Consider the following 26,179-nt stretch of genomic DNA (forward strand, 5'->3'; position numbering starts at 1 on the left):
ATTGGATCACTCTTGCCCCTTACGGCTGAATCGGGTGTAATGCGGCATGCAAACATATTAACTTTACAACCATGCTGTCGGAACTGCTCTCACTGATTAGCCAGGAAACGCGATTGCTGCGCCTGACCACCCCGCTCGGGGACGGCGTGCTGACGCCTGAATGCGTGCGCGGCGAGGAATCGCTGAGTGGCGGCTTCCATTACCGCATCAGCGCGCTGTCGGCCGATGCCAGCCTGCCGCTGCGCGCCCTGCTCGGCCAGCCGGCGCTGCTGGAATTGCAGACCACGCTGGGCGAGGCGCGGCCGTTCCACGGCCACATCACCGGTGTCGAGGCCAACGGCGCCAACGGCGGCATGGCGCGCTACACGCTGACGCTGGAACCGTGGACCGCTTTCCTCGGCCACAACCGCGACAACCGCATCTTCCAGGACCGGAACGTGTTCGACATCCTGGACGCCGTGTTCGGCGCCTGGCAAGGCCAGGGCAAGCTGGCGCCGGCCTGGCGCTTCGACGTGCAGGACCGCAGCGCCTACCCGGTGCGCAGCCTGACCACGCAATACCAGGAAAGCGACCTCGCCTTCGCCGAACGCCTGATGCATGAAGAAGGCCTGTTCCACTACTACCTGCACCGCAGCGACGGCCACGAACTGGTGATCGCCGACGACAACAGCAGCTTCCAGCCCAACGCCCAGTCCGAGGTGCGCTTCACCCAGCCCGGCGCGGTGATGCGCGAAGACAGCATGGACCGCTGGCGCTGCGAACTCAAGCTGCAAACCAACGCCGTCGAACTCAGCAGCTGGGACTACCGCACCCTGGACGCCCGCCCGGTCAGCGCCACCAGCACGGCCGCCGGCTCGGACGACCATCCACTGCTGACCAGCCGCGACGTCCCGGGCGCCTACGCCTACGCCTCGCGCGCCCACGGCCAGCGCATCGCCGACCAGCAGTTGCAGGCGCTGGAAGCGGCCCGCGAGGTCTACACCGGCGCCGGCACCGTGCGCACGCTGGCCTCCGGCACCACCTTCACTTTGAACGAGCACGCGCTGGGCGATGGCAAAGCCTTCCTCATCACCCGCGTGGTGCACCTGATGCACAACAACCTGAGCGCCGACCTGCACGCCGGCCTCATGCAGCGCCTCGGCGAAAGCGCGCTGGGCGCCGCCATCGCCGCCGAGCAGGCCGGCAGCCTGCACGCGGTCGGCAAGCAGATGGGCGAGCGGCCGCTGTACCGCAACCGCATCGACGCCATCGCCAGCGACGTGCCCTACCGCGCCAGCGGCACCGACGGTCACGGCCAGCTGCTGCATCCACGTCCAACCATACGCGGCCAGCAAACCGCCGTGGTGGTCGGCCCGGCCGGCGCCGCCGTGCACACCGACCGCGACCACCGCGTCAAGGTCCAGTTCCACTGGCAGCGCGGGGCGGCCGGCCACAGCCGCCTGAACCATCCGGCGCCGGACAGCCACAGCGGTGCGCCAGCCGATGACAGCGTCGGCGCCTGGGTGCGCATCGCCACGCCGCTGGCGCCGCTGGCCGGCGCCAACTGGGGCAGCAACGCCGTGCCGCGCATCGGCCAGGAAGTGCTGGTCGATTTCATCGACGGCAATATCGACCGGCCGGTGGTGATCGGCGCGGTCTACAACGGCCAGGGCCAGGCCGATGCCCAGCACAACCAGGTGGCCCAGGGCGGCGGCGCCAGCACCGGCAACGCGCCGGCCTGGTTCCCCGGCGAGGCCGAGGCGCACGCCCATCCGGCGGTGCTGTCCGGCCTCAAGAGCCAGGCGCTGCCAGCCAGCCAGGGCGGCGGCGGCGCCTACAGCCAGTTGGTGTTCGACGACACGCCGGGCCAGCCGCGCATCGGCCTGCAGCGCCACGGCGCGGCGCACCAAGGTACGGCGGAACTCAATCTGGGCCACCTGCGCCAGCAGACCGACAACCAGCGCCTGAAGCCGGCCGGCTTCGGCGCGGAACTCAAATCCGCGCACGGCGCCGCGCTGCGCGCCGGCAAAGGCATGCTGATCTCGGCCGACGTGCGCAACGGCGGCGCCGGCCACCAGCTGGACGCGCGCGAGGCGCAAGCCCAGATCGAACAGGCCGGCCAGTTGCAGACCACGCTGGCGACCACGGCGCAAACCCACAAGGCGCTGCTGCCTGCCGAACCGGCGCCGGAGAAAATCCCGGCCATCGCCGCCATGACCGCCAACGCCCAGGTGCTGGACGCCAAGGTGGCCGGCACGGCGGGCAAAATCGGTGGCGACGGTGAAGCGGCGGCCTACAGCGCCGCCGTGCTGCAACTGTCCACGCCGGCCGGCATCGCCGCCGTCACGCCGGCGAGCGCGGTGCTGTCCGCCGGCGCCAGCAGCAGCCTGACGGCCGGCCAAGACATCAACCTGGCGGTGCAAGCCAACAGCCTGCACATGGTGCGCGATGGCATCAGCCTGTTCACCAATGGCAAGGCTGACAGCGCCGACAAGCCCAACCAGGAAACTGGCATCCGCCTGCACGCTGCCAGCGGCAAGGTCAGCAGCCAGAGTCAGAGCGGCGCCACCACGCTCACCGCCGACAAGCTGATCACCGCAGCCAGTGTGACCAAGAGCATCACCGTGGCCGCCAAGGATTATGTGCTGCTGTCCGCCCAAGGTGCCTACATCAAGCTGGAAGGCGGTAATATCGAAGTGCATGGTCCAGGCACCACGAGTTTCAAGGCCAGCATGAAGGAGCTGACCGGACCGGTGCAAAGCACGTCCGTCCTGCCTGAACTGCCGAACGAAAAACTGTACGCCGGCCGTTTCAAGGTGGAAGACGCGGCCAGTGGTACTGCCGTCGCGGGCCGTTTGTATAAAAAAGTTCGCGCCGACGGCAAGGTCTTCTTCGGCAAGACCGACGTCGACGGCCAAACCATGCCGATCAACACGGCGAGGGAAGAACAACTCGCGATTTCGTTAGAACTTAACGAGAAGTTCCATCGCGACAAAATCGATGAAGAAGAGGATGTGAACAAATGGTTTACCCAGGCATGAAAACAGCCCTGCTGGCCGCACTGTGGACTTGCTCTGCTGCGGCCCAGACGGCTGAGCCGGAGTCATTCTGGTTCAGAAATGAAACCAAGTGCGGCGAGGCGCGCGTCACCGTGCGCTCGTATTGCGAAGTCGCGCATCGCGAAAATGCGGTAATGCAGCGCAACACGGCCTGCGCCGAACAACAACTGGTGATTGAGCAAGCGGGGAAAAAGGCCATTATGCGCGACTTGCTCGAGCATGAGCCGGTGGAAGACGATTACCACGTTGCCGACTCGCTGCGCTGCGTATCAGCGGGCAAGCAACGCTACTTGGTGATCAACATGAGCACAGGTGGCAGCTGCGACACCTGCGAGCTGCAAGCCGTTGTCGGCCTGGACGGCCGCTGGAAACGCTATGGCGACAAATGGACCGCCAGCGCCGTCGAACAACGTGCCCTCCGCCAAAGCGAAGCGACGTGGCGCAAGGAAGCGACATTTGATTTACCTAACAATGTGCGCGAGTCCGAACAATGACTGACAACACCAGTTCGCACTATGACGAACCAATCGACCCGAAAAAATCCGTGTCCGGCACCGGGCGCAACGGCTGGGATGTGCCGCCCGAGGTACAACAAAAAGTCATCGACATCATTATCGAGGAAGCGCGCAAGAAAGGCTTCAACAACCGCGATACGGCGTACTACATCGCGATCGCCAAACGCGAGTCGTCGTTCAATCCTGACGCCGCCAGCAAGAGCAGCACCGCATCCGGCATCGCGCAGGTGGTTGACGGTACCGCAAAAACTTATGGCATTACCGATGCCAATCGCTTTGATGCGCGCGCAAGCATCCAGGCCGGCCTGAGTTATTTTTACGATCTGAAAAAAGCCACCATCGCCGACTATGGCTCGGCGGCAGGCAAATTCGAGCCGCTGGTCTACTACCGCTATCACTACGGCGAGTTCTCTACCCGCCGCAAGGTGATGGTCGGCAAAAAGGAAACCTGGCCGCCTCGCGATTTTTCCGAACTGGAGAAAAACAAGCGCTATCCGGATTCAAAAACCGTGGTCGATGAGGCCGAGCGTTTCGAAGCAATTCTGAACGCCTCGCATGGGCTGGTGATCCAGCTGAGCGACGTCATGGGCAAGCCGATGAAGAACCGCAAAGCCATCACGATCACCAAGACGCCCAAGCCTAGCGGCCCGCCCGCGCCGGCAGCCGAACCGGCGACTCCACCCGCAGCATCCAATGCGCCGCCGGCCGCCGCCACATCACCTGCCGCCGCACCCGCAGCCCTTCCTGCTGAAGCGGGGGAGCCGGCAGCGGCGACGCCCACCGCCGCACCTGCCGCGTCGCCCTCCGTCGATCAGTCTGTGCCGGCCGCAGCCGACGACCATCATATCGAATGGGAACTCCACGCAGAAGAAGTCACCACCGACGCCGACGGAAAGCTACCCGAAATCAACACCGAATCGCAGCAAGCCATCATACTGCTGATCCCGCGCATCGACTACCAAGCCTACAACGATGCCGTCAGCAAGGAAGGCATGCCGGAAGACGGTAACGAACACGTCCTCCAACCGCACGACGGTGAAGAAGTCGCCGTGGCGATTGCTGCGCCGCACAACGGCTGGAAACCCACGCCTGAAAACACCGGTGGCGCAGCAGCTCCGCTGCCGACGCCCGGCCCGACGCCGCCGCCCGCACCGCTTCCGTCGCCGGCGGCAGCGCCCAAACCTCCCGCCGGTGCCGCCGCGAAAACCTCGCGTCTACCGGCCCAAGCTGCTGCGCCAGCCAACGTCTTCGACGCAGCCGCCCAAGCGGCCAAAGACAAGGCTGCGCCCAAACCCTCACCCGGCCATCAGATCACGTTTGCAGACATCGTTGCTGCGGTGAAAAATGACCTCGGCTGGAATGTGGTGTACGGCACCTCGTTCGCCTACATCAAGCAGTTCCAAACCCGTCCCAAGACGCCGGAAGCACCGCTGACCGCGCAAACCACCGCGCCGGGCCCAGCCCGCCAGCAAGTGATCGGCAGCAGCTTGCCCAACAAGGAAGTCGCCAAGCCCAAAGTCGAAGAGAAAGTCAAAACTGCCGAACAGACGGCCGTCAAAACGGTCGCGGCCAGCAGCGACGCGCCGTGGATGCCGTTTGCCCTGAAGGAGCAAGGCAAGGATGGTGCCGAGAAAGTCACCGAAAATACGGATACCCACAAGACCAACCCCGAGTGGAAAGCACAGCATGCCGCGCGCGAAGCGAGCAAAAAAGCTGAAAAAGCCGCGCAAAAGCAGTTGGGTATCGAACAGAAAAAGAAACCGGCGGACGACGCCAAATTGGCCGAACTTCGGGAGACCATCACCAGGGAGCAAAAGGGCTACGCCGATGCGGATGCCGCCATGCTGAAGATCGAACAACGCTTCAACAATCCGGACATCGTCAAATACTTGCAAACGACCACGCTGGAGCGTGATACGGCACGCGACGACGGCACGTCATGGTGTTCCTCCTTTACCAACTGGTGCATGGAACAAGCTGGCTACAACGGCACCGACGACGCACGGGCCATATCGTGGAAGGATTGGGGTGAGCAAATCAGCGAGCCACGCTACGGCGCCATCACCGTTGTAACCCGTTCCACCAAACCGGAATACCATGTTGGTTTTTACACCGGCACGACTGAAAAAAATGTTGCAGATGGCGTCGAGGAAGTCGAGGTCAAAGGCAAAGACGGCACCATCACCAAGAAAACCAAAAAGAAATTCAGAAAGGTCAAAATGGTACGCCTCCTGAGCGGCAACTTCTCGCGCATGGTCAGGGATTTTGCCGGCTGGACCGTCGACCCGGCTGACGATCCAGCCCTGCATCTGGTGTCGTACCGCTGGCCGACCGAAAAGGACAAACGTAAATGAAGCAATTCCTGATATTGACGCTGTGCGCCGCGAGCCTGACCGGCTGCCTGGACTCGCCAGCGAGCGCCGAACCGTGCAACCCGCCGGACCCAGCCCTTCTGCGCGCTACGTGGCAATCGTTCCGCAACGCCACCCTGGCTGGCCAGCCCGAACAAGCGGCGCGCTACTACAAGTTTCCGGTGCAACTGCTGCCGCCCATGGATGGAATGAAACCGATGAAAATCGCCCGTCCAGTGTTCATCAAACACTACGCCGAACTGTTCCAGCGCGGTCCGGCCGACACGGAAATCGCCATGCTCACCGCGATGAAAAAGTCGACCGGCAAAGAATATATCCCACAACCTCAGTTCGACAGCACCAAATGTCGCTACAACGTCCCGACCCGCATCGAAGACTATAACTTCGTCTACGATAAAGCCGCCGGATGGCTGGTCGAGTCACTATACTATGACAACAACGATCTGGAACTTGCCAGGTCATCGCAGCTAGATCGCCTATGAAGTTTCAGGCCTTGATGTTAAGCCTGGCTGCTGTCGTCTCAGCGTGTCCCGGTGCCGTCAATGCGGCGACCGGGGCCGATGCGGTGCAGTACCTGGCGCAACGCGGATGGATCGCCTTCGACAGCAAGGCCCGCCCGACCATCCCGGCCGAAGGCATCGCACCCGTCATGTATTACGCCAAAGGCGCCAACGTGCCCAGCTGCGGCCTGCTAAGCGGCACTGCCGCCGCGCCGACGTTTGTCGAGATCCTGGCGGCCGAGCCGGGCGAACAATATCCGCAATGCGCCAGCATCAATGACGCTGCCGCCTTCAAGCTGGCCGGCAAGGACTACCTGGTGTTCGAATACACCGACCTCGACAGCCGCAACGAAAGCTACGAGCAATTTTTTTACGTGTTCAAGAACAAAGGCGGGGAATACGTCGCCGACGAGAAGCTCAACGAGGAAGCCGGCGGCCCGCAAAAAGGCAAGGTCAAGGCAGCGGACGGCATACGCGCCGCGCGCGGCTACGCCATCGGCAAGGCGCAGCCGGCCATGGAGCTGCAGACGCGCGACCTGATCGCCGACGCCAACGGCGCCTTTGCCGTGTTCAAGGACAAGACCAGCGCCAACTGCTCCTTCGTGCTGGACAACGGAACGGAACTGAGCAAGTTCAGCAGCGAGTTGTTCGCCGCGCGCGGCAAGTGCCTGAACTACCTCGCATCCAGCAAGCTCGACACGCCGGCCACGACCTATTACCTGGGCATGTTCAAAGGCAGCGACGTGGCAACCAATGTCGCCGTGTTCTCAATGGCCAAGGGCACCGCCGCCGTGCGCGCAGAAAAAGAGCTGGCACAGGGCGCGGTCGCCAGCGGCAAGGTCACCGACATCAAGTCGCTCAAAGCCTACCTGACCGCAGCGGAGAAATCAGGGCGCCGGTGATTCCGAGATATTGAATTTCTTCAGCGCGCTGCGCTCATCGCGGCCGGCCAGCGTCAGGTAGAGGTTGGCCTGCTCGCTGAAGCTGCCCATGGGATGGCTGCAATCCTTCAACCCGCAGCGCAGCTCGCGCTCGCGGTTCACGCTCTGTTTGATTTCCCAGAAGCGCGTTTCCTTGTCGATGCCGAAGCCGTCCAGTTCCAGATAGCCGGGAAACACGCCGGCCGTCATCCATTGCGGCGCCGGCTGGTCCGGCGGCGCGTACTCCGCGCGTTCCTTCAACTGCGGCTGGAATAGCAGGCTCAGGTGGCGTACCTTGCCGGAGCCGTCCGCGCCGTTGCCGATCTCGATGCCGGCCTCGTCCCATTTGCACCAGGAAGTCTTACCGCCCTGGCCGCCGCACACCGCGTTCTTTTCGCCGATCACCTTGCGCCAGCGTGCGAAATCCTGGCCCAGCACCAGTTGCTGGTCGTTGTAAAGGATCTTGCCGTCCTTCAGGACGATCTTCGGCGCCGCGCCGGGCTTGACCTTGCGCACCTCGCCATGGTCTTTGATGGCGCCGGTGGCCTTGGCCGCCTTTTCCAGCGCCGCGCCCATCCGTTCGCCCACGGTCGGACTCTCGCTCTGGGCATGGCAGGCGGACATCAGCACGCACGACAGCAGTAATAGTTTGGCCTTGCTCATTACTTGAATAGATCCTTGAAATATTTGTTCACATAATCCCAGGTCGACTGGCTGGCCTTGCCGGCGTTGCGTATGCCGTCCAGCACTTCTTTCTTGTGGGCCTTCTCCAGCGCCTCCCACTCGGTGGCGGATTCGCCGCGCTTGACGTTGGCCGGATTCTTCTTGGCCCACTGCGCCACCGTCGCATCCTGCCAATGGCAATCCATCGGATGCACCAGGTAGGCGCCGGCGATCGCCGCCGGGTCGGCCGCCGGGTTGGAACCGGTCCAGCGCGCCGCCATGGCGTCGCCGACGTTGCGCACCGCTTCCTTGGCCAGTAACGCCGCCAGCACATGGAAGGCATGCGTGTCGTGGTCCTTGGCCAGTTGCGAGTGGGTCGGATCGGTGGAACCGTTGGTGTTCGGATTGCCGGTCCTGACCACTTGCTGGTCGTCCACGCTTTCACCCGCCAGTTTCAGCAGCGACGAATACACAAAGGCGTAGCAATTGCCGATCATACCAAACGAGTAATGCATGACCTTGCCGATCACATCGCGTCCCGGCATGCGCGCCAAGGCATCGCGGTACAGCAGCGCCTGGTCGAACAGCTTGAGCCAGCTCGGGTCGCGATGTTCGCGCAGCAGGATGCGTACGATCCGGTCGGCCTTGGTGCGCTCGCCCGGCTTGATGGCCTTGTAGTCCCATTCCACCTTGAACAAGGTGTCGGCGATCAGCCCGGCCGTGCTGGCGATGACGTCGTCGGAATCGAACATGCCGGTCACCACAGGATACATATGCTTGCTGCCCGCCACCGGCGAGGTCCACGGCAGCACGTTGGTGTGGCCGGCCTTGCGCAGGCTCAGCTCGACAAAATTACTGTGCGCGAAATAGTCCTCCAGCACGTGCAGCGCCGCGCCGAAATGGCGGTAGCCGGCCGGCGTGCGGCCCGCCGCGATCGCCTTGCCAAGTTCGGCCTGCATGTACTTGCGCGATTCAACGATGTAACGCTTCATGCCGGTAGCGGTGTCGACCGCCACATCCTGGGGACGGGCCTTGGGCTGGAAGTCCTTGTCGATGGTCTGCGGATCCGGCGCATCCTTTTTGTTGTTGGTGGGGTTGTCGATGTGCTCCACCGGGCGATACACGCCGAGGATATCCTCCGTCACCTTGAACAGCGCTTTTTCGCTGGCCTTGCCGACAAACTCGGTTTCCGCCAGCACGTCCACCACCTCGGTCAGCTCCTTGCGGGCAATGGCGCGCGGGAAGTTCTTGGGCGCATTGGGTGCACGCACGATGGCGGGGTCCAGCACCTGCGAAAAGTCGCGCAGCCAGTTGCCGAAATAAATCTGCTTGCGCACCGCCTCGGTGTAGATCTCGTTTTCCAGCGCGTCTTCGATCGACTGGTGGCCGAACGAACTGTTGGGATGCTCGGCATGGTGTTCGCCCCGGCCAGCGCCGAAATACTCGACGCTGCCCTCCTTGCCTTCCATGCGCTGGGCCTGCTCGTCCTGGGCCTGGCGGATCGCCGTGCGGGCTTCGTTGTAGTTGACCTTCAACGGCCCGCTGAAATTGGGCGACGAATAGTTCGCGTACTCGGCCTCGCTGCTGCCGGCAAAGTCGAACACCGCGATTTCGTAGGCGAACTTGGCGCCCTCGTCCAGGTCGGCGTCCGCCTTCAGGGTCGAGCTACCGTCGGGATGCTTGCCGGCCAGGTCGGTGCGCAGCACCAGGTCGATGTAGTGGCCGAATTCGTGCAGCAAGGCGGTCAGCAGCTCCCACGATTCGTCGCGGCCGGCGGCGGCGCGGTCGGCCGCCGCCTGGTGCACGCGGATCTCGCGGGTTTCGTTGTCGAACGAGGCTGGATAGTGGCCGCCGTTCATCAGTTTGATTTTCGGCTGCGGCAGCGCGCCGCTGCGCAGCGCTTCGTACAGCTTGATGTAGGTTGGCGCCGGAATGTCGTAGCCAAAGATCGGCACCACCAGCGCCACGAATTCGAGCTTGGTGCCGTCCTTGGCCACCCGCGTCAGCTGGTCGAAGGCAAAGCTGCTTTCCAGCTTGCGGCCGGGCGCTGGCGCGATGATGCTGACCGGTAGCACCGGCAAGGCGTAGCTTTGCTGCGTGGCGCCGCCAAAATTCTTCTTGCCGGCGTGGATGGTCAGCTTGCCCGGGCACTGCACCGTGATGTTGCCGCCGTCGATGGTGATGTTGGCGCCGCCCGCCGTGGACAGGCTGATGTGCTTGGCCGCCGCCCAGTCCACGCCGGCGTTGATGCTGACGATGTTGACCTCGTCGCGCGCCTGCACCTTCAACTCGTCGGCCTGCGCCTGCATGTCGATGGCGTCCTGCGCGGCGATCAGTTGCACGCCCAGTTCGCCCGCGCCGGGCTTCATCGCGCCGCCCAGCACGCCGATGGCCTGGCCGCTGTGGACACGCATCTGGCCGCCGGTGACGAACTGGCTGTCGTTGCCGCTCATGAGCGTGATGGTCTCGCCGTTGGCCAGCTGCAGCGCCGCGCCGGCGGTGACGCCGAGGCCGCTCTTGCCGCTGATCGCAATCACCGGAGAGCTCGCGTGCGGCAATTGATCGTCGCCGGGCGCGGTCTTTTTGGCCTCGGCATCGGCGCGCGCGGCCTTCAGGCTGCCGTTGCCGACCATGCCGGACACCGCCGTGAGCATGGCTTTCAGCGGCGCGGCCTGCTTGTCCAGCGTGCTGGCGTTAGCCTTGGCTGCGCCGATGTGGCCGGCCAAGGCCACGGTCTGATGGGTTTCGGCGGCCTCGCTGAAAGTCTCGCCCAGCTTGACCGCCTGCTTGAGCAAGGCGATGCCGGCGGTGTTGTCACCGGCCGGATCGCGCACGTCGGCGCCGTGGTTGATGTGGTAGCTGCTGATCAGCAGACCAGCGCCGCCGCGTACCGCGCCATACGCATCGGTGCGCAACTCGGCGCCCTGCCCGCGCAGGCTGCCGCGATAGTTGTCGGCGCTGTGGATCAAGTGTCCCAAGCTCAGCTCGCTGGCGGCGTGGGTCGAGCGCAGCTGCACCCGGCCTTGCGCATCGGTATCGTCGAACAGCAGTTGGTTGTAGCCGGCGCCGCCGAACTCCTTGCTGCGCACGCCCCATTGCGCAGCGGCGTTGCGATGGCCGTCGCTTCCTGCCGCCGCACCGTGCCACAGCGGGCTGTTGCCGCCCGCCAGATTGCCCTGCGCGGAAGGTGCGTGGTCGGCGGCCGGCTGGAAGCGTGCCTCCTGCGACTCGTTGCCGCCCTGCGCGCCCGGCGTCGGCGCGACGCCGCCCTCGCCCTGGCCGTTGTACAAGGCGCCGATGATGATCGGACGGTCGATGTCGTTTTCAATGAATTGCACCAGCACTTCCTGGCCGATGCGCGGCAGGAAGTGGCTGCCCATGCCGCCGCCGGCAGAACGCTGCGCCACGCGCACCCAGCAGGTGGCGTCGCCGTTGTCCTGCCAGTGGTAGCGGATGCGCACCCGGCCCAGCCGGTCGCAATACAGCTCGTCGGCACCGGCCGGACGGTCGAGTCCATCGGCGCCGATCACGATGGCGCTTTGCGCGCCGCGCGCGGTCGGCCGTGGATGGCTGCGGCCGTCGCTGCCCGGAAGTTGCGGCCGCCAGATCACCGCAGCCGGCACCGCCTCGAAGCTGTTGGCGTAGCCGCTCTGGCGGGCCTGGGCGATGATCAGCGCGAAGTCGTCCGGCGCATCGGCTACGGTGTCTTCCAGCAGCTCCGGAATGGGGCCGAACAGTTCGGCCAGCGCCTGCTGCGCCGGCGACGGCAGATTATTGACACCGACGCTGCGCACCCGCAGCAGCACGTAGGCAGGCGGCGTGTCGCCCGGCAGCGGCCCCTGGGTGAGGATGAAACGGCTGCCGGCTTCCATGGTGCGCACAGTGGAACGACCGCGCCACTGCTGCGCCACCGCTTCCCGGCCTTGCATCTGGATGTCCGCATAGCGCTGCGCCTGGGCGGCGTTGGCATAGGCGTACTGGCCAGGCACATCGTAACTTTCCAGCGCTTGCAGCCGGCCGGCGTTCAGGCGCGACGGCGCGCTGGCGGTGACTGCCTGTTTGCCTTTATAGTCATAGCTGAGCAGCGTGGTCAGCGCAGCGGTGACACTGCGGCGTGCCTGTAGCGCCTGGATGCTGTCCGACGCCTCGCCGGCACGCGCACCGTGAAAACGGATGCCGCCTCCGGCCGCGCTGGCGGCGTCTTCCGGTGTGGCGCTGCTTTGACTGCTGTCGGCAAACAGCACCACGCCCACGCCGTCTTCCAACTGTTCATAGCGCCACGCCAAACCTTCCTCGGCCAGCAGGCGCTGCACGAATTCCAGGTCCGACTCGCGGTACTGGCAGCAATAGCTGCGCGCAGCCGCCTCCGCCATGAACGGCTCGGCCTCTTCGCTCCAGCGCCACCGCGCCAGCGGCGCATAGCCTTCGAAGATATCGTCGATGATGGCGGTGACCGTTTTGTCCTGCCACACGCGGCTGTTGCGTACCTGGCTCAGGCGCCACAGCCAAGGCGTCAGACGCAGGCGGAAACGCGCCAGGCCGCCTTCGCTGCCGAGCATGGCCGCTTGTGTAATCTCGCCATGGAAATGGGTGCGGCTGCCGTCCGCAAGGCTGACCGCCAACGCCGCCGGCCGGCCCAGCAAGGGCGCCAGCTGGACCGAAGCGTTGGTCGACAGCACGATGATGTCGCGCGGGCCGACGCCCTGCACGCTGTCATCGGCGGCAAAGGCTTCCACCAGCAGGCCGCCGGCACCGAGGTCGGCGTCGTCTTCACCGCCCAGGATCAACTCGTACAAGCGGGTAACGCTGGTAAATTGCGCCAGGGCGGCGGTGACCTGCTCGATCAGCGCGACACTCATGATTCGGCGGCAGTTTTCACCGCGACCGGCTGCTGCTTGCATTCGGGTTCTTTGCGGGCGGCGCCGGCGCACAGGTGTGCGCGGCATTGAGCAGCGCCGGCCTCATTCATCCGTCCGCACTGTTTGAGCTGGTAGCCGGGCGTTGAGGTTTCCTTGGCGGGTTTGGCGGACTGCACATGGGCCATCAACGCGGCCAGCAAGGCGACGTCGTTATCCTGCGGCGTAGCTTTAGGCTTCGGCTTGGGTTCGGCTTTCTTCGCCAGCTGCACCGGCTTTTTCGGCGGCTGCGGCTTGGGCTTGGCCGGCGCGGCATGCGGCTTTTCCAGCGCGGCGCGCAGCTCACCGGGCGCGCCTTCGTGGGCAAGCGCGGGCGCGGCCGCTGGCTTGGCCGGGGTGTCATTGAGTACGTCCTTGAGCGAGCGGCTGTCCGCAGGCGGGCTGACGGCGGCTGTCTCTTCGACGATGGCGGCGGCCGGTGCAGGCGCTGGGGTTGGCGCAGGCGTCGGGGCGTCAGCTTGCGGCGCGGCCGCCACGGCTGCATCCGGCGCCGGGGTGATGGCCTGCGCGGCGGACGGCAAGGTTAGTTGCGGCTCCGGCCCTGCATTCATCCACAGCGCTGCGCTTCCTGCCAGCACTAGTAGAGCCAGCAAACCACCAGCCAGCGCCACCTTCTTACTCGCAGGCTTGCGCGCGGCAGCGGCGGCAGCGCCTGGACGACGCTCCAGCCCATCCAGAATACCGGCGCGACCGGCCTCCGGCGGCGGCGCGCTCGACAGCAGGCTGGGACGGCCACTGGCAGGCGGACGTTCTTGATCACCTTGCAAAATAAACTCCCTTGTTAATTTCGCATGACTTTACGACATCCCGGAAAAATCTGCCGCACGGATAGCTGTTCAATCGTGCGCGGGCTTGTCATAACTCTAATATATACTTCAAAGCAATGCTTTTTAGACATTTTATAGCTCCGAGGGCAACGTGTTCTTACTGGCGGTAACCCTATATTTCCTGCTCGCCTGCCTCATCAGCTGGATGCTGCTGTTCCCATCCGGCCGCGAGTTTGTGCTGGCTGCGCTGGCCGGCGTCGGTGCGCGCTTGCAGCACACGATAGGCCGGGCGGCGCAGCGCCAACGCAATGGCGCGAGCGCCTTGCGCCGCTCCGGCGGCAGCGCGCTGGATGGGGTGCGCGAGTTTTTCGCCAGCCACTATCTGCTGTGCCTGGGTGGCCTGGCGTTGCTGTGCGTGCCGCCGATATTGGCGCTGCTGCTGGCCGGGAAACCGTCGCTGAACGGCTTCGAGGCCTCCACCCGCGAAGTCAATCCGCAGGTGGCTGCGTTGTTGGAAGGCGAGCAACTGGTACCGCCGCCCGCCCTGCCGCCGCTGGTGTTCACCACCGCCGACGTGCAGCTGGAGCGGCCGATGCTGGTCAGCGCCAGCCGCGACTGGGCGCTGCTGGATGCGGTCTACGCGCAGCGGCTGCTGATGGCCTTCCGCATCATGAAAGAGAAGTACGGCTACGAGATGGCGCTGCTGGAAGGCTACCGCAGTCCGGCCCGCCAGAACACGCTGGCGGCGCTGGGCTCCGGCGTCACCAATGCGGCCGCCTTCCAGAGCTGGCATCAATACGGGCTGGCGGCCGATTGCGCATTTCTACGCGACGGCAAGCTGGTGATTTCCGAGCGCGATCCGTGGGCCATGCGCGGCTATCAGCTGTACGGCGAAGTGGCCGAATCGCTGGGGCTGACCTGGGGCGGCCGCTGGAAGATGATGGATTTCGGACATACCGAGCTACGCCGGTCCGGCGTAATGAAACGATAGGAGACCACCATGGCAGGACCAGTCATCGTCTTGGGCGACAAGACTTCGCATAACGGCGCCGTGGTCGAGGCGTCGCAGCAAAGCGATTGCAACGGCAAGGGCATCGCCCGCGTGGGCGACAAGATTAGTTGCCCGCGCCACGGCAACGGCACCATCGCCAGCGGCGATCCGAGCATGCTGGTCGATGGCAAGCCGGTGGCCCGCCACGGCGACAAGACCTCTTGCGGTGCGACCCTGATCGCTGGCCAGCAGTCGACCGTGGACCAGGTGTAATCGATGCAGTGGTTGCGCAACGTCGTCGTCACCAGCACCGCTTTCGGCGGCAGCTGGGGCGCGTCCATCTTTTACTGGCGCGAGACCAACCGCGTGCCGGCCGCCAGCGAGCTGGTACTTTATCTGCTGGTGCTGCCGCTGCTGTTGCTGGGCGCGTGGTGGCTGGCCCGCAAGGCCTGGACGCGCGTGACGGCGCCGGCAACAGCCAGCCCTGCGGCTGGTGCGGCAGGTGCCGTAGGCGCCGACGCCGGCACCGCCGCCATTGCGCCGGCCCCGCCGCTGCCACCAGCGCTGACCATCGCCGCCAGCGCACTGCGCGTACCGCATGGCGATTCGGTGTCCGCGTTGCGCGCGGCGGTAGCCGACAACCGCGCGCGCCCCAGCCTGGATAAAGAACTCAGCGACGATGACGGTTACCCGATTCTGAGCGCCCGCCTTGAAGATGCCGGTGACGCCGCGCTACGCGACGACCTGTTGCAATGGCTGCAAGCGCGCCAGCTCGACGATCCACGCTTCGACCAGGGCCAGTGGCGCGCGCTCGCCGCCGCCAGCGCGGTCGCGGCCGAACTCGCAGCGCAAGCCAGCGTGCACATTGGCCTCGCGCCGTGGCTGGAACAGCAGGAAGAACGCCGCCAGGGCCGGCTGCCGCCGAACAGCGTGGCCGTCCCTGCGCCGCCGTCGCTGCGTCTGCTGGCCCTGTGGCCCGACGACTGGCAACCGCAGCAGCGCGAACTCGCACAACAATGGCTGCACCACGTGGCCGACGAAGCCGGCTGGCCGGCGGCGCTGCTGGCCCCCGCCACCGCGCCGTTGGCGCGCAATCACACCGTGGCCGGCGGCCGCGCCGATGCCGGCGGCCACGCGCACGCCGATGCCGATGCCGGTACTGATGCCGATGCCGGTTTGGTGCTGGCAGCACTCCTCCAGCGCTGCGCCGATGCCGCCCATCCATGCCTGGCGATCGTCATTGCAGCCGGCTCGCACTTGAGCGAAGCCGGTATCGACCGCCTGTCCAGCCAGAACGCACTGTACACGGCCAAGCAGCCACAAGGCCGCATTCCCGGCGAAGGCGCGGCCGGCTTGCTGCTGGCCGACGCCGCCACGGCCGGCCACCTCGGCGGCGGCAGCACGCTACAAGCCCTACACCACGGCCGCCGCCTGACCTCCGCCGACGAAGTCCGCCGCGACACCGACACCAGCCTGGCGGACGCTGTCAACCACGCCCTGCAAGCCGCCCAGGTGGACGGCGCCGCCATCACCCTGGTGGCAGCCGACACCGGCCATCGCACCAGCCGCGTGACGGAGCTGATGCACGTGGTGACGGCCGCCGCGCCGCAGCTCGATCCCGGCGTCGACGTCATCAGCGCCGGCGGCAGTTGCGGCAGCTGTGGCGCGGTCGCCTGGCTGACCGCCTTGGCGCTGGGCGACGCCGAAGCGCAAGACCGTAACGCCCCGGTGCTCTGCATCAGCAACGAAGACCCCTACCACCGCTACGCCGCGCTACTACGCCCGGCGCCAGCGGCATGACACTCCCAAGTAATCGAGCCCTATCATGATGCAAAAATTCTGGCTGTTCCTGATCCAACGCCGCACGCTGATAGTCATCGGCTGGCTGGCCTTCGCCGCCCTGCTGTTCACCGCCGCCGCGCTGCTGCAATGGCCGGCCTCTGTGCCCTGGACCGTGCTCGGTGCGGCGCTGCTGTTCGGCGCCGCCGTCTGGTACTGGCGCCACCGCAAGACCCAGCGCGCCGCCGGCCAGTTGGGCGAGATGCTGGAGCAGCAGGCCGCCAAGCCGGTCAAGGCCGATCCGGCCCAGCGCCAGGAAACCGAAGCGCTGCGCACCCGCATGCTGGACGCCATCGGCACCATCAAGAACTCCAAGCTGGGCCAGACCTCCGGCAACGCCGCCTTATACGAGCTGCCCTGGTACATGATCATCGGGAATCCGGCGGCCGGCAAAAGCACGGCCGTGGCCAGCTCCGGCCTGCAGTTCCCGTTCGCCGACAGCAAAATCGTGCAGGGCGTGGGCGGCACCCGCAACTGCGACTGGTTCTTCACCACCGACGGCATCCTGCTCGACACGGCCGGCCGATACTCGGTGGTCGACGACGACCGTGGCGAGTGGTTCGGCTTCCTCGACCTGCTGAAAAAATACCGCAAGAAGGCGCCGATCAACGGCATCATCATCGCCGTCAGCGTGGCCGAGTTGACCCGCAACCGTCCCGAATTCGCCATCAACCTGGCCAAGAACCTGCGCCAGCGCGTGCAGGAACTGACCGAGCGATTGGAGGTGCACGCGCCGGTCTACGTGCTGTTCACCAAGGCCGACCTGATCACCGGCTTCAACGAATTTTTCCAGGACAGCGAACGCGGTGAGCGCGACAAGGTATGGGGCGCCACCCTGCCCTACAGCCGCAACACCAGCGGCGAGGAAGTGCTGAACCAGTTCGACGCCCGCTTCGACGAATTGTACGAAGGCCTGAAAGACCTGAGCGCGGCCAACATGGCGCTGCAATGGCGCGAGCGCATGCCGCCCGGCGTGTTCACCTTCCCGCTTGAATTCAGCTCGATCAAGCCGTCGCTGCGCACCTTCATCGCCACCCTGTTCGAGGAAAATCCGTTCCAGTTCAAGCCTGTGTTCCGAGGCTTCTACTTCACCAGCGCGCTGCAGGAAGGCGAGACCGTGTCCGCCTCGTCGCAGCGCGTGGCGCAGCGCTTCGACTTGAAGCTGCAACCGGCCGAACACGAGGAAGCCCACCAGCAGCAGGGCTACTTCCTGCTTAACCTGTTCCGCAAGGTGATCTTCGCCGACAAGGATCTGGTGGCGCAATACGCCAGCCCGGCCAAGACGCGCATGCGCTATGTGGCCTTCTTCGCCGCCACTGCTTTCGCAGGCCTGGCGCTGGCCGGCTGGAGCTGGTCATACATGAACAACCGCCAACTGGTGGCCAACGTGCAGGCGGACCTGGACCAGGCCATCAAGGTGCAGGAAAAATCGATGGACCTGCAATCGCGCTTCGCCGCGCTGGAGATCCTGCAAGACCGCATCGAGCAGCTGGACAAATACGAAGAGAACCGCCCGCTGTCGCTGAGCCTAGGCCTGTATCAAGGCACGCTGCTGGACCGCAAGCTGCGCGAGGAATACTTCAACGGTGTGCGCGAAGTGATGCTCAAGCCGGTCGGCCAGACGCTGGAAGCATTCCTGGCCGAAGTCAATACCAATTCGGCGCAATTGCAGCCGATGGCGCGGCCGGTGAGCGCGGCCAGCGGCGGCACCACGGTGTCGGCCAACGCCACGCAGGCGGAAGCCGCAGCGGCGATCAACAACAGCGCCCAGCAGTTCAAGGACGCCTCGCCGACCGACGCCGAAGACGCCTACAACGCGCTGAAAACCTACCTGATGCTGGGCGATAAATCGCGCGCGGAAGCGGGCCACCTGAACGACCAGCTGACGCGCTACTGGCGCGTGTGGCTGGACACCAACCGTGGCAGCATGCCGCGCGAGCAGCTGATCCGCAGCGCCGAGCGCATGATTTCGTTCTACCTGGCGCAGGTCAACGACACCTCGTGGCCGCAGCTCGATACCCGTCTGGCGCTAGTGGACCAGACCCGCGACAGCCTGCGCCGCGTGGTGCGCGGCATGCCGGCGCGCGAACGCGTGTACGCCGACGTCAAGGCGCGCGCCGCGACCCGCTTCCCGGCGGTGACGGTGGCTTCCATCGTCGGCGACCAGGATAAGGAACTGGTACTGGGCAGCTATGCGGTGCCGGGCAGCTTTACCCGCGCCGCCTGGCAGGGCTTCGTGCAGGACGCCTTCCGCGAGGCGGCCAACCGCGAACTGCAAAGCGCCGACTGGGTGCTCAAGACCTCGTCCAAGGATGACCTGACGCTGGAAGGCAGCCCGGAACAGATCCAGAAGTCGCTGGTGGACCTGTACAAGAACGACTACGCGCGCGAATGGCAAAAGTTCGTGCAGGGTGTGACCGTGCGCGAACTGTCGAATTTCGACCAGGCCGCAGGCGCCATGAATCGCCTGGGCGATCCGCAAACCTCGCCGCTGAACAAGTTGATGAACAGCGTCTACGACCAGACCTCTTGGGATAACCCGTCGCTGCTGGACGCCGGCCTGCAACGCGCGCAGCGCGGCGTGAGCGGCTGGTTCAAAGAGACCATCCTGCGCCAGAAACCGTCGCAGCTGAATGTCAATGTCAGCACCGGCGGCGTGCAGAATGCAGCGCTGCCGCTTGGTCCCGTCGGCCGCGAGTTTTCCAGCGTGGCCAAGCTGGTGGTGGCCAAGGACAAGGATGCCTCGCTGATGCGCGGCTACATGGAGCAGCTGTCCAAGCTGCGCGGCCGCTTCAACCAGATCAAGAACCAGGGCGATCCTGGCCCCGGCGCACGTCAGCTGATGCAGCAGACGCTTGACGGCAGCGGCTCGGAACTGGCCGACGCGCTCAAATACGTCGACGAGCAGATGCTGACCGGGATGACCGACGCGCAGAAGACCGCCATCCGTCCGCTGCTGGTGCGTCCGCTGATCCAGAGCTTCGCGGTGATCGTGCAGCCGGCCGAGACGGAGATCAACAAGGTGTGGGCGGCGCAGGTGCTGCAGCCGTTCCGTCAGACGCTGGCGACCAAGTATCCGTTTGCCACTGAATCGAAGGCGGAAGCGAGCAATGCGGAAATCGGCACGGTGTTCGGGCCGGACGGCGCGATCGCCAAGTTCTTCAACACCACGCTTGGTCCGCTGGTGGTGCGCCGTGGCGACACGGTCAGCACCCGCACATGGGCCAATATGGGCATCAACCTGGCGCCGCAGGTGGTGACCAGCTTCCCCGGCTGGGTTGCGCCGCTGGCTGCCAACGGCGTCGCCAATGCGGCCGCTTCCAGCGGTGGCGAGGCGCAGACCAACTTCGATTTGCAGGCGTTGAGCGCCGTCAGCGCCACCGAATTCACCATCGAGATCGACGGCCAGGCCTTGCGCTGGCGCGGCCTGCCGCAGCCATGGGTGCACATGGTGTGGCCGAATCCGGCCGGCGTGCCGGGTGCGCGCATCACGGCGATTACGCCGGAAGGCCGCAGCATTGTGGTGTTCAATGAGAGCGGCCATTTCGGCCTGAAGAAAATGATCGACGCCGCCAAGCGCAAACGCAAGGAGAATGGCGCGTTCGAGCTGACTTGGGATAACTCCGGCGTGGCCGTGACCGCGAACCTGAAGATCGTCGGCACCACGGCGCCACCGGTGCCCGTAGCGCAGGCAGCGGCGCCGGCAGCGGCCGGATTCAAGCGCCTGCGCCTGCCCGATACCGTTACCGCACCGGGGCCGGTCGTACAGCCTGCGGCTGCCGCAGCGCAGGCCGCGCCGTCGACGGCGGCAGGTGTACCGGGCGTGCCAGGTGCACCCGCACTGCCAGCCGCTGCGCCGGGCACTACGGCCACACCGGGCGTACCGGGTGCGCAGGGCGCCCCGGGAGTACCGGCCACTGCGCGAGGAACGCAGGGCGTGCCGGGTGCGCCGGCGGCACCGCCGGCGCGCGCGCCGACGCCGGTGCCAGCCACCATGCCGTCGCCGCCTGCGGCTGGCGCGAGCCGCACGGTCGGAGCCCAGCCATGAGCCGGGGCGCCACCATCGCCAACATCGGCTACTTCGGCAAGGTGCCGGGACGCGGCGACTTCGTGAAAGGCGGCGACAGCCCTGCCCTGATCAAAGTGCTGGACGACTGGCTGGCCCAAGCCATGGACCTGATGAGCGCCGACGCCCGCTGGAAGCTGAACTACGACGCCGTCGCGCCGCTGCACTTCGCCTTCGTCGGTCCGCGCCGGCGCCACGCCATCGCCGGCCACATCGTCGCCAGCAGCGATCAATCGTCGCGCCGCTTCCCCTTCCTCATGACCAGCAGCATGGAAGTGGCGGAACCGGCCAGCTTCGTGGCCAGCGCACCGCTGGTGTTCAACCGCCTGTGGACCCGGCTGGCGACGCTGAGCAGCAGCGTGGTCACCGCCAGCGATCCGACAGTACCGTTGCAACTGGCGGCCAGCGAAGCGATCGAGCTGGATCTGCGCGGCGCCGCCTACCAGGCCAGCTTCGACGATTTCCTCGAACTGCAAACCATCGGCGGCCTCGATGCGCTGCTGTCGCAAGCCGGCTTCCGTGGCTCGTCGCGCCAGGTGCTGCTGGCACTGGGCATGCTGCTGCAGCCGGTGCTGGCCAGCAGCTCCAGCCGCCTGGAAAAAACCCTGCTGCTGCCGCTGCCGCAAGACCCCATGTACCGCAACCTGGTGGCGGCATTCTGGCTGCACATGATCACGCCCTTCCTGGCGCGCGCCGACTTCGAACTGGCGCTGTTCCTGACGCGCCGGCGCGAACAGCCGGTGCTGCTGGTCGGCTTCAGCGGCGCCTCGCCGGCCACGCTGCACGGCATCATGGACCCGCAGGCGGTGCCGGATCAGCAGATCGGTTTTGAACAACTGGACTGGGTGGAGGAACAAGCCGACAGCGACTACGCCGTCAAGAAGCTGTCCACCTATCTGTCGCAGCCATCCCTGTCACTCAAGTCCGCGTTGGAGTCAGTCAGCGCGGCGTTTATCGGAACCTGAACCATGCGTACACTTTTATTCGCAAGCCTGCTGCTTAGCGCCGGCGCCACGTATGCGCAGGCCAGCGCGGTGCAGCCCGGCCAGGTGCTGGCCGCCGGCACCGTGCCCGATGAAGCCAGCAAGGCGGCGGTGTTGGCCAAGCTGCGCGAAGTCTACGGCGCCGACAAGGTGGTCGACCAGATCTCGATCGATAAGGTGGCCATGCCGGCCAACTGGAACAGCTATGTGCAGAAGCTGATCACACCCGATCTGAAGCAGATCAGCCGTGGCCAGTTGAAGATCGACGGCAGCACCGTCAGCCTGCGCGGCGAGGTGGGCAACGAGTCGGTGCGCCAGCGCATCGCCAGCAATATCGCCACCAGCCTGAATCCGACCTACACCGTCAACAATGGCTTGCGCGTGTCGGCGGCCGACCAGGGTGTGCTCGATAGCGCGCTGGCCAACCGCATCGTCGAATTCGAAAGCGGCAAGGCCGAGTTGACGCCGGCCGGCCGCGCCATCCTGGACGAGATGGTGGCGGCGTTACGCAAGCTGAGTAACCGCAAGGTCGACATCATCGGCCACACCGACAGCGCTGGCCTGCGAGCCACCAACCAGGGCTTGAGCCAGGCGCGCGCGGAGGCGGTCAAGGCTTACCTGGCCAGCCACGGCATCAATGGCGAGCTGCTGACAGCCAGCGGCCAGGGACCGGACCGCCCGATCGCCAGCAACGACAACGCAGAAGGCCGCGCGCGCAACCGCCGCATTGAATTCCGCATGGCTCAGTAAGAGGACACTATGTATTCAGCACAAGAACTGCTACAACCAATCAGCGACGCCGAGCCATCGGGCGCCGACCTGTCGTTTTCGCCCGATCTCGACGCCATCGCGCAGGCGCGTAAATTCGATGATCCGTCGCTGGATCAAGGAGAATGGGTGACCGAATTGAAGGAGGCCGATTGGCCGTTCGTGGTCGCACGTTGCAGCGCGCTGCTGACGTCAAAGAGCAAGGACCTGCGGCTGGCCGTCTGGCTGACCGAAGCCGGCGCCCGCCTCCACGACCTGCGCGGCTTGGGCGAAGGTTATCTGCTGCTGGCCGGCTTGTGCGACCAGTATTGGGAGCGCGGCTTGTATCCGCAGGCCGAAGATGGGGACAACGATCAGCGCACCGGGAATCTGAGCTGGATACTTTCCCGCACGCCGGCGCTGGTGCGCGAAATGGGCCTGACCGAGAACGGCGATTATTCAGCGCTGGATTTCGAGGAGGCGCGCAAGCGGGCGTCCAGCGGAAATGAGGAGTTGCAGAACCGCGCGCCACGGCTGGCGGATATGGAGACGGCCAAGCGCAACAACTCGGCGCAGTTTGCGACCGCCTTCCGCGCCGATGCGCTGTTTTGCATCGAGGCGCTGGAGCAGCTGGAGCGTGTGGCCGATGCGCGGCTGGGCAACGACAGCCCAGGCTTTTCCTCCGCGCGCGATGCGGTGAAGGCGATGCTGCATGCGGTTCCGGCACCGCTGAATGCCGCGACTGCTGCGGCGGAAGGCGCCAGCGTCTCCGCATACGAATCAAGCGGCGCTGACGCGAATGTCGGTGCGGCGGGCGACATGGGCGATGTGGAGATCACGCAGCCGTCGCAGTCTGCCCGCCCGGGCGTGATCGGCAACCGCGCACAGGCAGTCACGCAATTGCGCGCCGTGGCGGCCTTCTTCCGCCGCACCGAGCCGCATAGCCCCGCTTCCTATTTTGCCGACAAGGCGGCTGCGGCGGCGGAGCAGGATCTGCACACCTGGCTGCGCTCCGTGGTCAAGGACGAGGCATCGCTGGCGCACATCGAAGAACTTCTCGGCGTGCCGCCAGCTCAGTAACCACCACCACCACCGTCATTCCTGCGCACGCAGGAATCCATGCTGAGTATGGGGCCCCGCTTTCGCGGGACGACGGGGTTACTTGACGCTGTACTTGAACTGGCCCGCTTTGCTGGCGCTGACCTTGATCTTGCTGATCGCAGCGCCCTCCGCCATGCGAGCCAGTACCGATTCCGCGATCTCCGGCAGCAGCGTGCCATTCAAAATATTGTCCACATTGCGCGCGCCGGAATCCACTTCCGTGCAACGCGCCAGCACCGCTTCCACCAACGCCTCGTCGTAACTGAACTCCGCCTTGTGATTGGCGGCGATGCGGCGTTCGAACTTGCCCAGTTTGAGCTTGATGATCTCCACCAGCACATCGTCCGGAATCGGATAGAACGGCACCACCTTCAACCGTCCAAGGAACGCCGGCTTGAACTGCTTCATCAGCGCCGGGCGTATCAGCTGCTCCAGCTCCTCCACCGACGGCATCTCTTCCGGCGACTTGTTCAGGCAGGCCTGCATCATCGCCCCCGAGGCCACGTTGGAAGTCAGGATGATGATGGTATTTTTGAAGTCGATCTCGCGCCCCTCCGCATCATCCATCACGCCTTTGTCGAACACTTGGAAGAATAGTTCCATCACGTCCGGGTGGGCTTTCTCCACTTCGTCCAGCAGCACCACGCTGTACGGATTGCGGCGCACGGCTTCGGTCAGCACACCGCCTTCACCATAGCCCACGTAGCCGGGCGGTGAGCCTTTCAGCCCGGAGACGCTGTGCGCTTCCTGGTACTCGCTCATATTGATGGTGATGAGTTTGCGCTCGCCGCCATACAGTGCATCGGCCAGCGCCAGCGCGGTCTCGGTCTTGCCGATGCCGGACGGGCCGACGAACAGGAACACGCCTTTCGGTTTGTTTGGATCATCCAGATTGGCGCGCGAGGTGCGCACGCGCTGGGCCACGGCTTCGATGGCGTGCGGCTGGCCAAGCACGCGCTGTTCAAGGTTTTCGCGCAGGCGCAGCACAGTCTTGATTTCGTCCTTGACCATTTTACCGAGCGGGATGCCGGTCCAGCCGGCGACGATTTCCGCCACCACGTGGCCGTCCACCTGCACCGGCACCATCGGCGTTTCGCCTTGCAGCTCGCGCAATTCGGCCACCATGGCCTGAATGTCGCGCGCCTGCCCTGCGCCCCCGGCGCCGGGGACGGACGGCGCGTCGCCAGCGGAGTCCGCGCCGCCCACGGCGGCAGGCGCCGCCGCAGCCGAGCGAGCTGCGATGATTTGCGCGGTCAGTGCTTTCTCTTTCTCCCAGCGTGCGGATAGCGTCTTGTGCTGCTCGTCCGCCGCAGCGCGTGACTCGCGCAGTTCCTGCAGACGCGCTGCGGCGGACGCTCCGCCCTCCCCCTGCTCACGCTCCAGCGACGCCGCCTCGGCGTCGATACGCTCCATCTTGCGCGCCAGGTTCTCGATCAGCGACGGCGTCGCATTCTGCCCCAGCGCCACCTTGGCGCAAGCCGTATCGAGCACGCTGATCGCCTTGTCCGGCAGCTGACGTCCCATGATGTAGCGATGCGACAAGCGCACCGCCTCGGTGATCGCCTCGTCGTACACGCGCACGCCGAAATGCTTCTCCATCAACGGCGCCATGCCGCGCAACATGGCGCAGGCCAGTTCCTCGCTCGGCTCCTCCACCTTAACCACCTGGAAGCGCCGCGCCAATGCCGCATCCTTCTCGAAGTACTTCTTGTACTCGCCCCAGGTGGTGGCGGCGATGGTGCGCAATTCACCACGCGCCAGCGCAGGCTTCAGCAGATTGGCCGCATCGTTCTGACCCGCCTGGCCGCCGGCGCCAATCATGGTGTGCGCCTCGTCGATGAACAGAATGATCGCGTGCGGGCTTTTCTTCACCTCGTCGATCACATTCTTCAGGCGGTTCTCGAACTCGCCCTTGACGCTGGCGCCGGCCTGCAACAAGCCCATGTCCAGCGTATGAATCTCCACGCCCTTCAACACATCCGGCACGTCGTTCTGCGCGATGCGCAACGCCAGTCCTTCCACCACGGCCGTCTTGCCGACGCCGGCCTCGCCGGTCAGGATGGGATTGTTCTGGCGGCGGCGCATCAGGATATCGATCGCCTGACGAATCTCCAGGTCACGACCGATCACCGGATCGACCTTGCCGTCGCGCGCGCGCTGCGTCAGGTTGGTGGTGAACTGGTCCAGCGCCGGCGTCTTGCTGGCGGCGCGCGCCTGCAGCTCGCCGACCGGATCGGCGCCCTCGCCGTTTGAAGGCGCCGAGCGCAACACCGGCGTCTCCTCGGAGCCCGCGCTGACCTTGTCCAGATTGTGCTTGATCTGCTCCAGATCGAAACGCGCGAACAGCTTCGAACTGCGCGCCGCCAGCTGCGCCAGTTCCGGCTCCGTCAACAAAGCCTGCAGCAGGTGCGCGCTGCGGATCTGCGCCTGCGCATCGTCCTGTAAATCGAGCGACGCGATCAGCCACGCGTTCTCGAACAGCTTGGGCAGGCGCGGCGAGAACACCGGCGTGCGGGTATTGCCGTTCTTGAAGCGCCCCACCTCCGCGCGCAGGTCGGCCTCCAGCTGGGTGATGCTGATGTCGTTTTGGCGCGCGATCACGGCCACGTCGCTTTTCGGCTGCTCCAGCAGCGCCAGGAACAGATGTTCGATATCGACCTCGTACTGGCCCAGCGACACGCACAGGCTGGCCGCGCGCGTGGCAGCGGCGCGGCTGGTGTCGTTCAGCTTTGCGATCAGCGTCTTCAGGTTGATGCTCATG

The 26,179-nt window shown here is 65.4% G+C and carries 16 protein-coding genes and 1 pseudogene; 12 read left to right on the plus strand and 5 right to left on the minus strand.

The window, feature by feature from the left end; translation table 11 throughout:
• Nucleotides 1-113: 113 nt before the first annotated feature.
• From ACXZ1M_RS00850 to ACXZ1M_RS00870, 5 genes are read left to right on the plus strand one after another with little or no spacing between them, the layout of a single operon-like run.
• Nucleotides 114-3,020: a type VI secretion system Vgr family protein gene (locus ACXZ1M_RS00850; RefSeq protein ID WP_459051356.1), complete on the plus strand. Its 2,907-nt coding sequence runs from the start codon at nt 114-116 to the stop codon at nt 3,018-3,020.
• Nucleotides 3,017-3,532, plus strand: coding sequence for a hypothetical protein (locus ACXZ1M_RS00855; protein WP_459051357.1), 516 nt, complete (start codon nt 3,017-3,019; stop codon nt 3,530-3,532). The genes ACXZ1M_RS00850 and ACXZ1M_RS00855 overlap by 4 nt, the downstream gene beginning before the upstream one ends.
• Complete coding sequence (locus tag ACXZ1M_RS00860; RefSeq protein ID WP_459051358.1) at nt 3,529-5,907, plus strand: TIGR02594 family protein; 2,379 nt, start codon at nt 3,529-3,531, stop codon at nt 5,905-5,907. The genes ACXZ1M_RS00855 and ACXZ1M_RS00860 overlap by 4 nt, the downstream gene beginning before the upstream one ends.
• The gene (locus ACXZ1M_RS00865) at nt 5,904-6,407 is read left to right on the plus strand and encodes a hypothetical protein (protein WP_459051359.1); all 504 of its coding nucleotides are present in this window, start codon (nt 5,904-5,906) and stop codon (nt 6,405-6,407) included. Before ACXZ1M_RS00860 ends, ACXZ1M_RS00865 begins: the two co-directional genes overlap by 4 nt.
• The gene (locus tag ACXZ1M_RS00870; protein ID WP_459051360.1) at nt 6,404-7,327 is read left to right on the plus strand and encodes a hypothetical protein; all 924 of its coding nucleotides are present in this window, start codon (nt 6,404-6,406) and stop codon (nt 7,325-7,327) included. Before ACXZ1M_RS00865 ends, ACXZ1M_RS00870 begins: the two co-directional genes overlap by 4 nt.
• Here the strand turns inward: ACXZ1M_RS00870 and ACXZ1M_RS00875 are convergent.
• From ACXZ1M_RS00875 to ACXZ1M_RS00890, 4 genes and pseudogenes are all read right to left on the minus strand, one after another.
• Nucleotides 7,313-8,008 carry a DUF7738 domain-containing protein gene (locus ACXZ1M_RS00875; RefSeq protein WP_459051361.1) on the minus strand — a complete coding sequence of 232 codons (696 nt, stop codon included), beginning with the start codon at nt 8,006-8,008 and terminating at the stop codon, nt 7,313-7,315. The two genes, ACXZ1M_RS00870 and ACXZ1M_RS00875, sit on opposite strands and share 15 nt — an antisense overlap.
• Nucleotides 8,008-9,867 carry an HET-C-related protein gene (locus ACXZ1M_RS00880; protein WP_459053948.1) on the minus strand — a complete coding sequence of 620 codons (1,860 nt, stop codon included), beginning with the start codon at nt 9,865-9,867 and terminating at the stop codon, nt 8,008-8,010. Before ACXZ1M_RS00880 ends, ACXZ1M_RS00875 begins: the two co-directional genes overlap by 1 nt.
• Nucleotides 9,868-10,065: 198 nt before the next feature.
• Nucleotides 10,066-12,867: pseudogene (locus ACXZ1M_RS00885) on the minus strand (type VI secretion system Vgr family protein); the annotation flags it as partial.
• Nucleotides 12,864-13,691 carry a hypothetical protein gene (locus ACXZ1M_RS00890; RefSeq protein ID WP_459051362.1) on the minus strand — a complete coding sequence of 276 codons (828 nt, stop codon included), beginning with the start codon at nt 13,689-13,691 and terminating at the stop codon, nt 12,864-12,866. The gene ACXZ1M_RS00890 and the pseudogene ACXZ1M_RS00885, both read right to left, overlap by 4 nt.
• A gap of 151 nt (nt 13,692-13,842) precedes the next feature.
• Between ACXZ1M_RS00890 and ACXZ1M_RS00895 the strand changes: the two genes are divergently transcribed.
• From ACXZ1M_RS00895 to tssA, 7 genes are read left to right on the plus strand one after another with little or no spacing between them, the layout of a single operon-like run.
• On the plus strand, nt 13,843-14,682 hold the full coding sequence (locus ACXZ1M_RS00895; protein WP_459051363.1) for a M15 family metallopeptidase: 840 nt from the start codon (nt 13,843-13,845) through the stop codon (nt 14,680-14,682).
• 9 nt (nt 14,683-14,691) lie between these two features.
• Nucleotides 14,692-14,955, plus strand: a complete 264-nt coding sequence (locus ACXZ1M_RS00900; protein WP_459051364.1) for a PAAR domain-containing protein — start codon at nt 14,692-14,694, stop codon at nt 14,953-14,955.
• A 3-nt stretch (nt 14,956-14,958) separates the two neighbouring features.
• On the plus strand, nt 14,959-16,482 hold the full coding sequence (locus tag ACXZ1M_RS00905; RefSeq protein ID WP_459051365.1) for a hypothetical protein: 1,524 nt from the start codon (nt 14,959-14,961) through the stop codon (nt 16,480-16,482).
• Nucleotides 16,483-16,510: 28 nt separating this feature from the next.
• Complete coding sequence (gene tssM, locus ACXZ1M_RS00910; RefSeq protein ID WP_459053949.1) at nt 16,511-20,569, plus strand: type VI secretion system membrane subunit TssM; 4,059 nt, start codon at nt 16,511-16,513, stop codon at nt 20,567-20,569.
• A complete protein-coding gene (tagF, locus tag ACXZ1M_RS00915) occupies nt 20,566-21,552 on the plus strand; it encodes a type VI secretion system-associated protein TagF (protein WP_459051366.1) in 987 nt (328 codons plus the stop codon). The genes tssM and tagF overlap by 4 nt, the downstream gene beginning before the upstream one ends.
• A 3-nt stretch (nt 21,553-21,555) precedes the next feature.
• Entirely contained in the window at nt 21,556-22,320 is a 765-nt protein-coding gene (locus ACXZ1M_RS00920) for an OmpA family protein (RefSeq protein ID WP_459051367.1), read from the plus strand.
• Between the two features lie 9 nt (nt 22,321-22,329).
• Nucleotides 22,330-23,397 (plus strand): type VI secretion system protein TssA, encoded by a 1,068-nt coding sequence (gene tssA, locus ACXZ1M_RS00925; protein WP_459051368.1) that lies wholly within the window; start codon nt 22,330-22,332, stop codon nt 23,395-23,397.
• Between the two features lie 78 nt (nt 23,398-23,475).
• On the opposite strand, the gene tssH is transcribed toward tssA, so the two are convergent.
• The gene (tssH, locus tag ACXZ1M_RS00930) at nt 23,476-26,178 is read right to left on the minus strand and encodes a type VI secretion system ATPase TssH (RefSeq protein ID WP_459051369.1); all 2,703 of its coding nucleotides are present in this window, start codon (nt 26,176-26,178) and stop codon (nt 23,476-23,478) included.
• Nucleotide 26,179: the final 1 nt, after the last annotated feature.

Source organism: Duganella paludis (genome assembly GCF_054461335.1).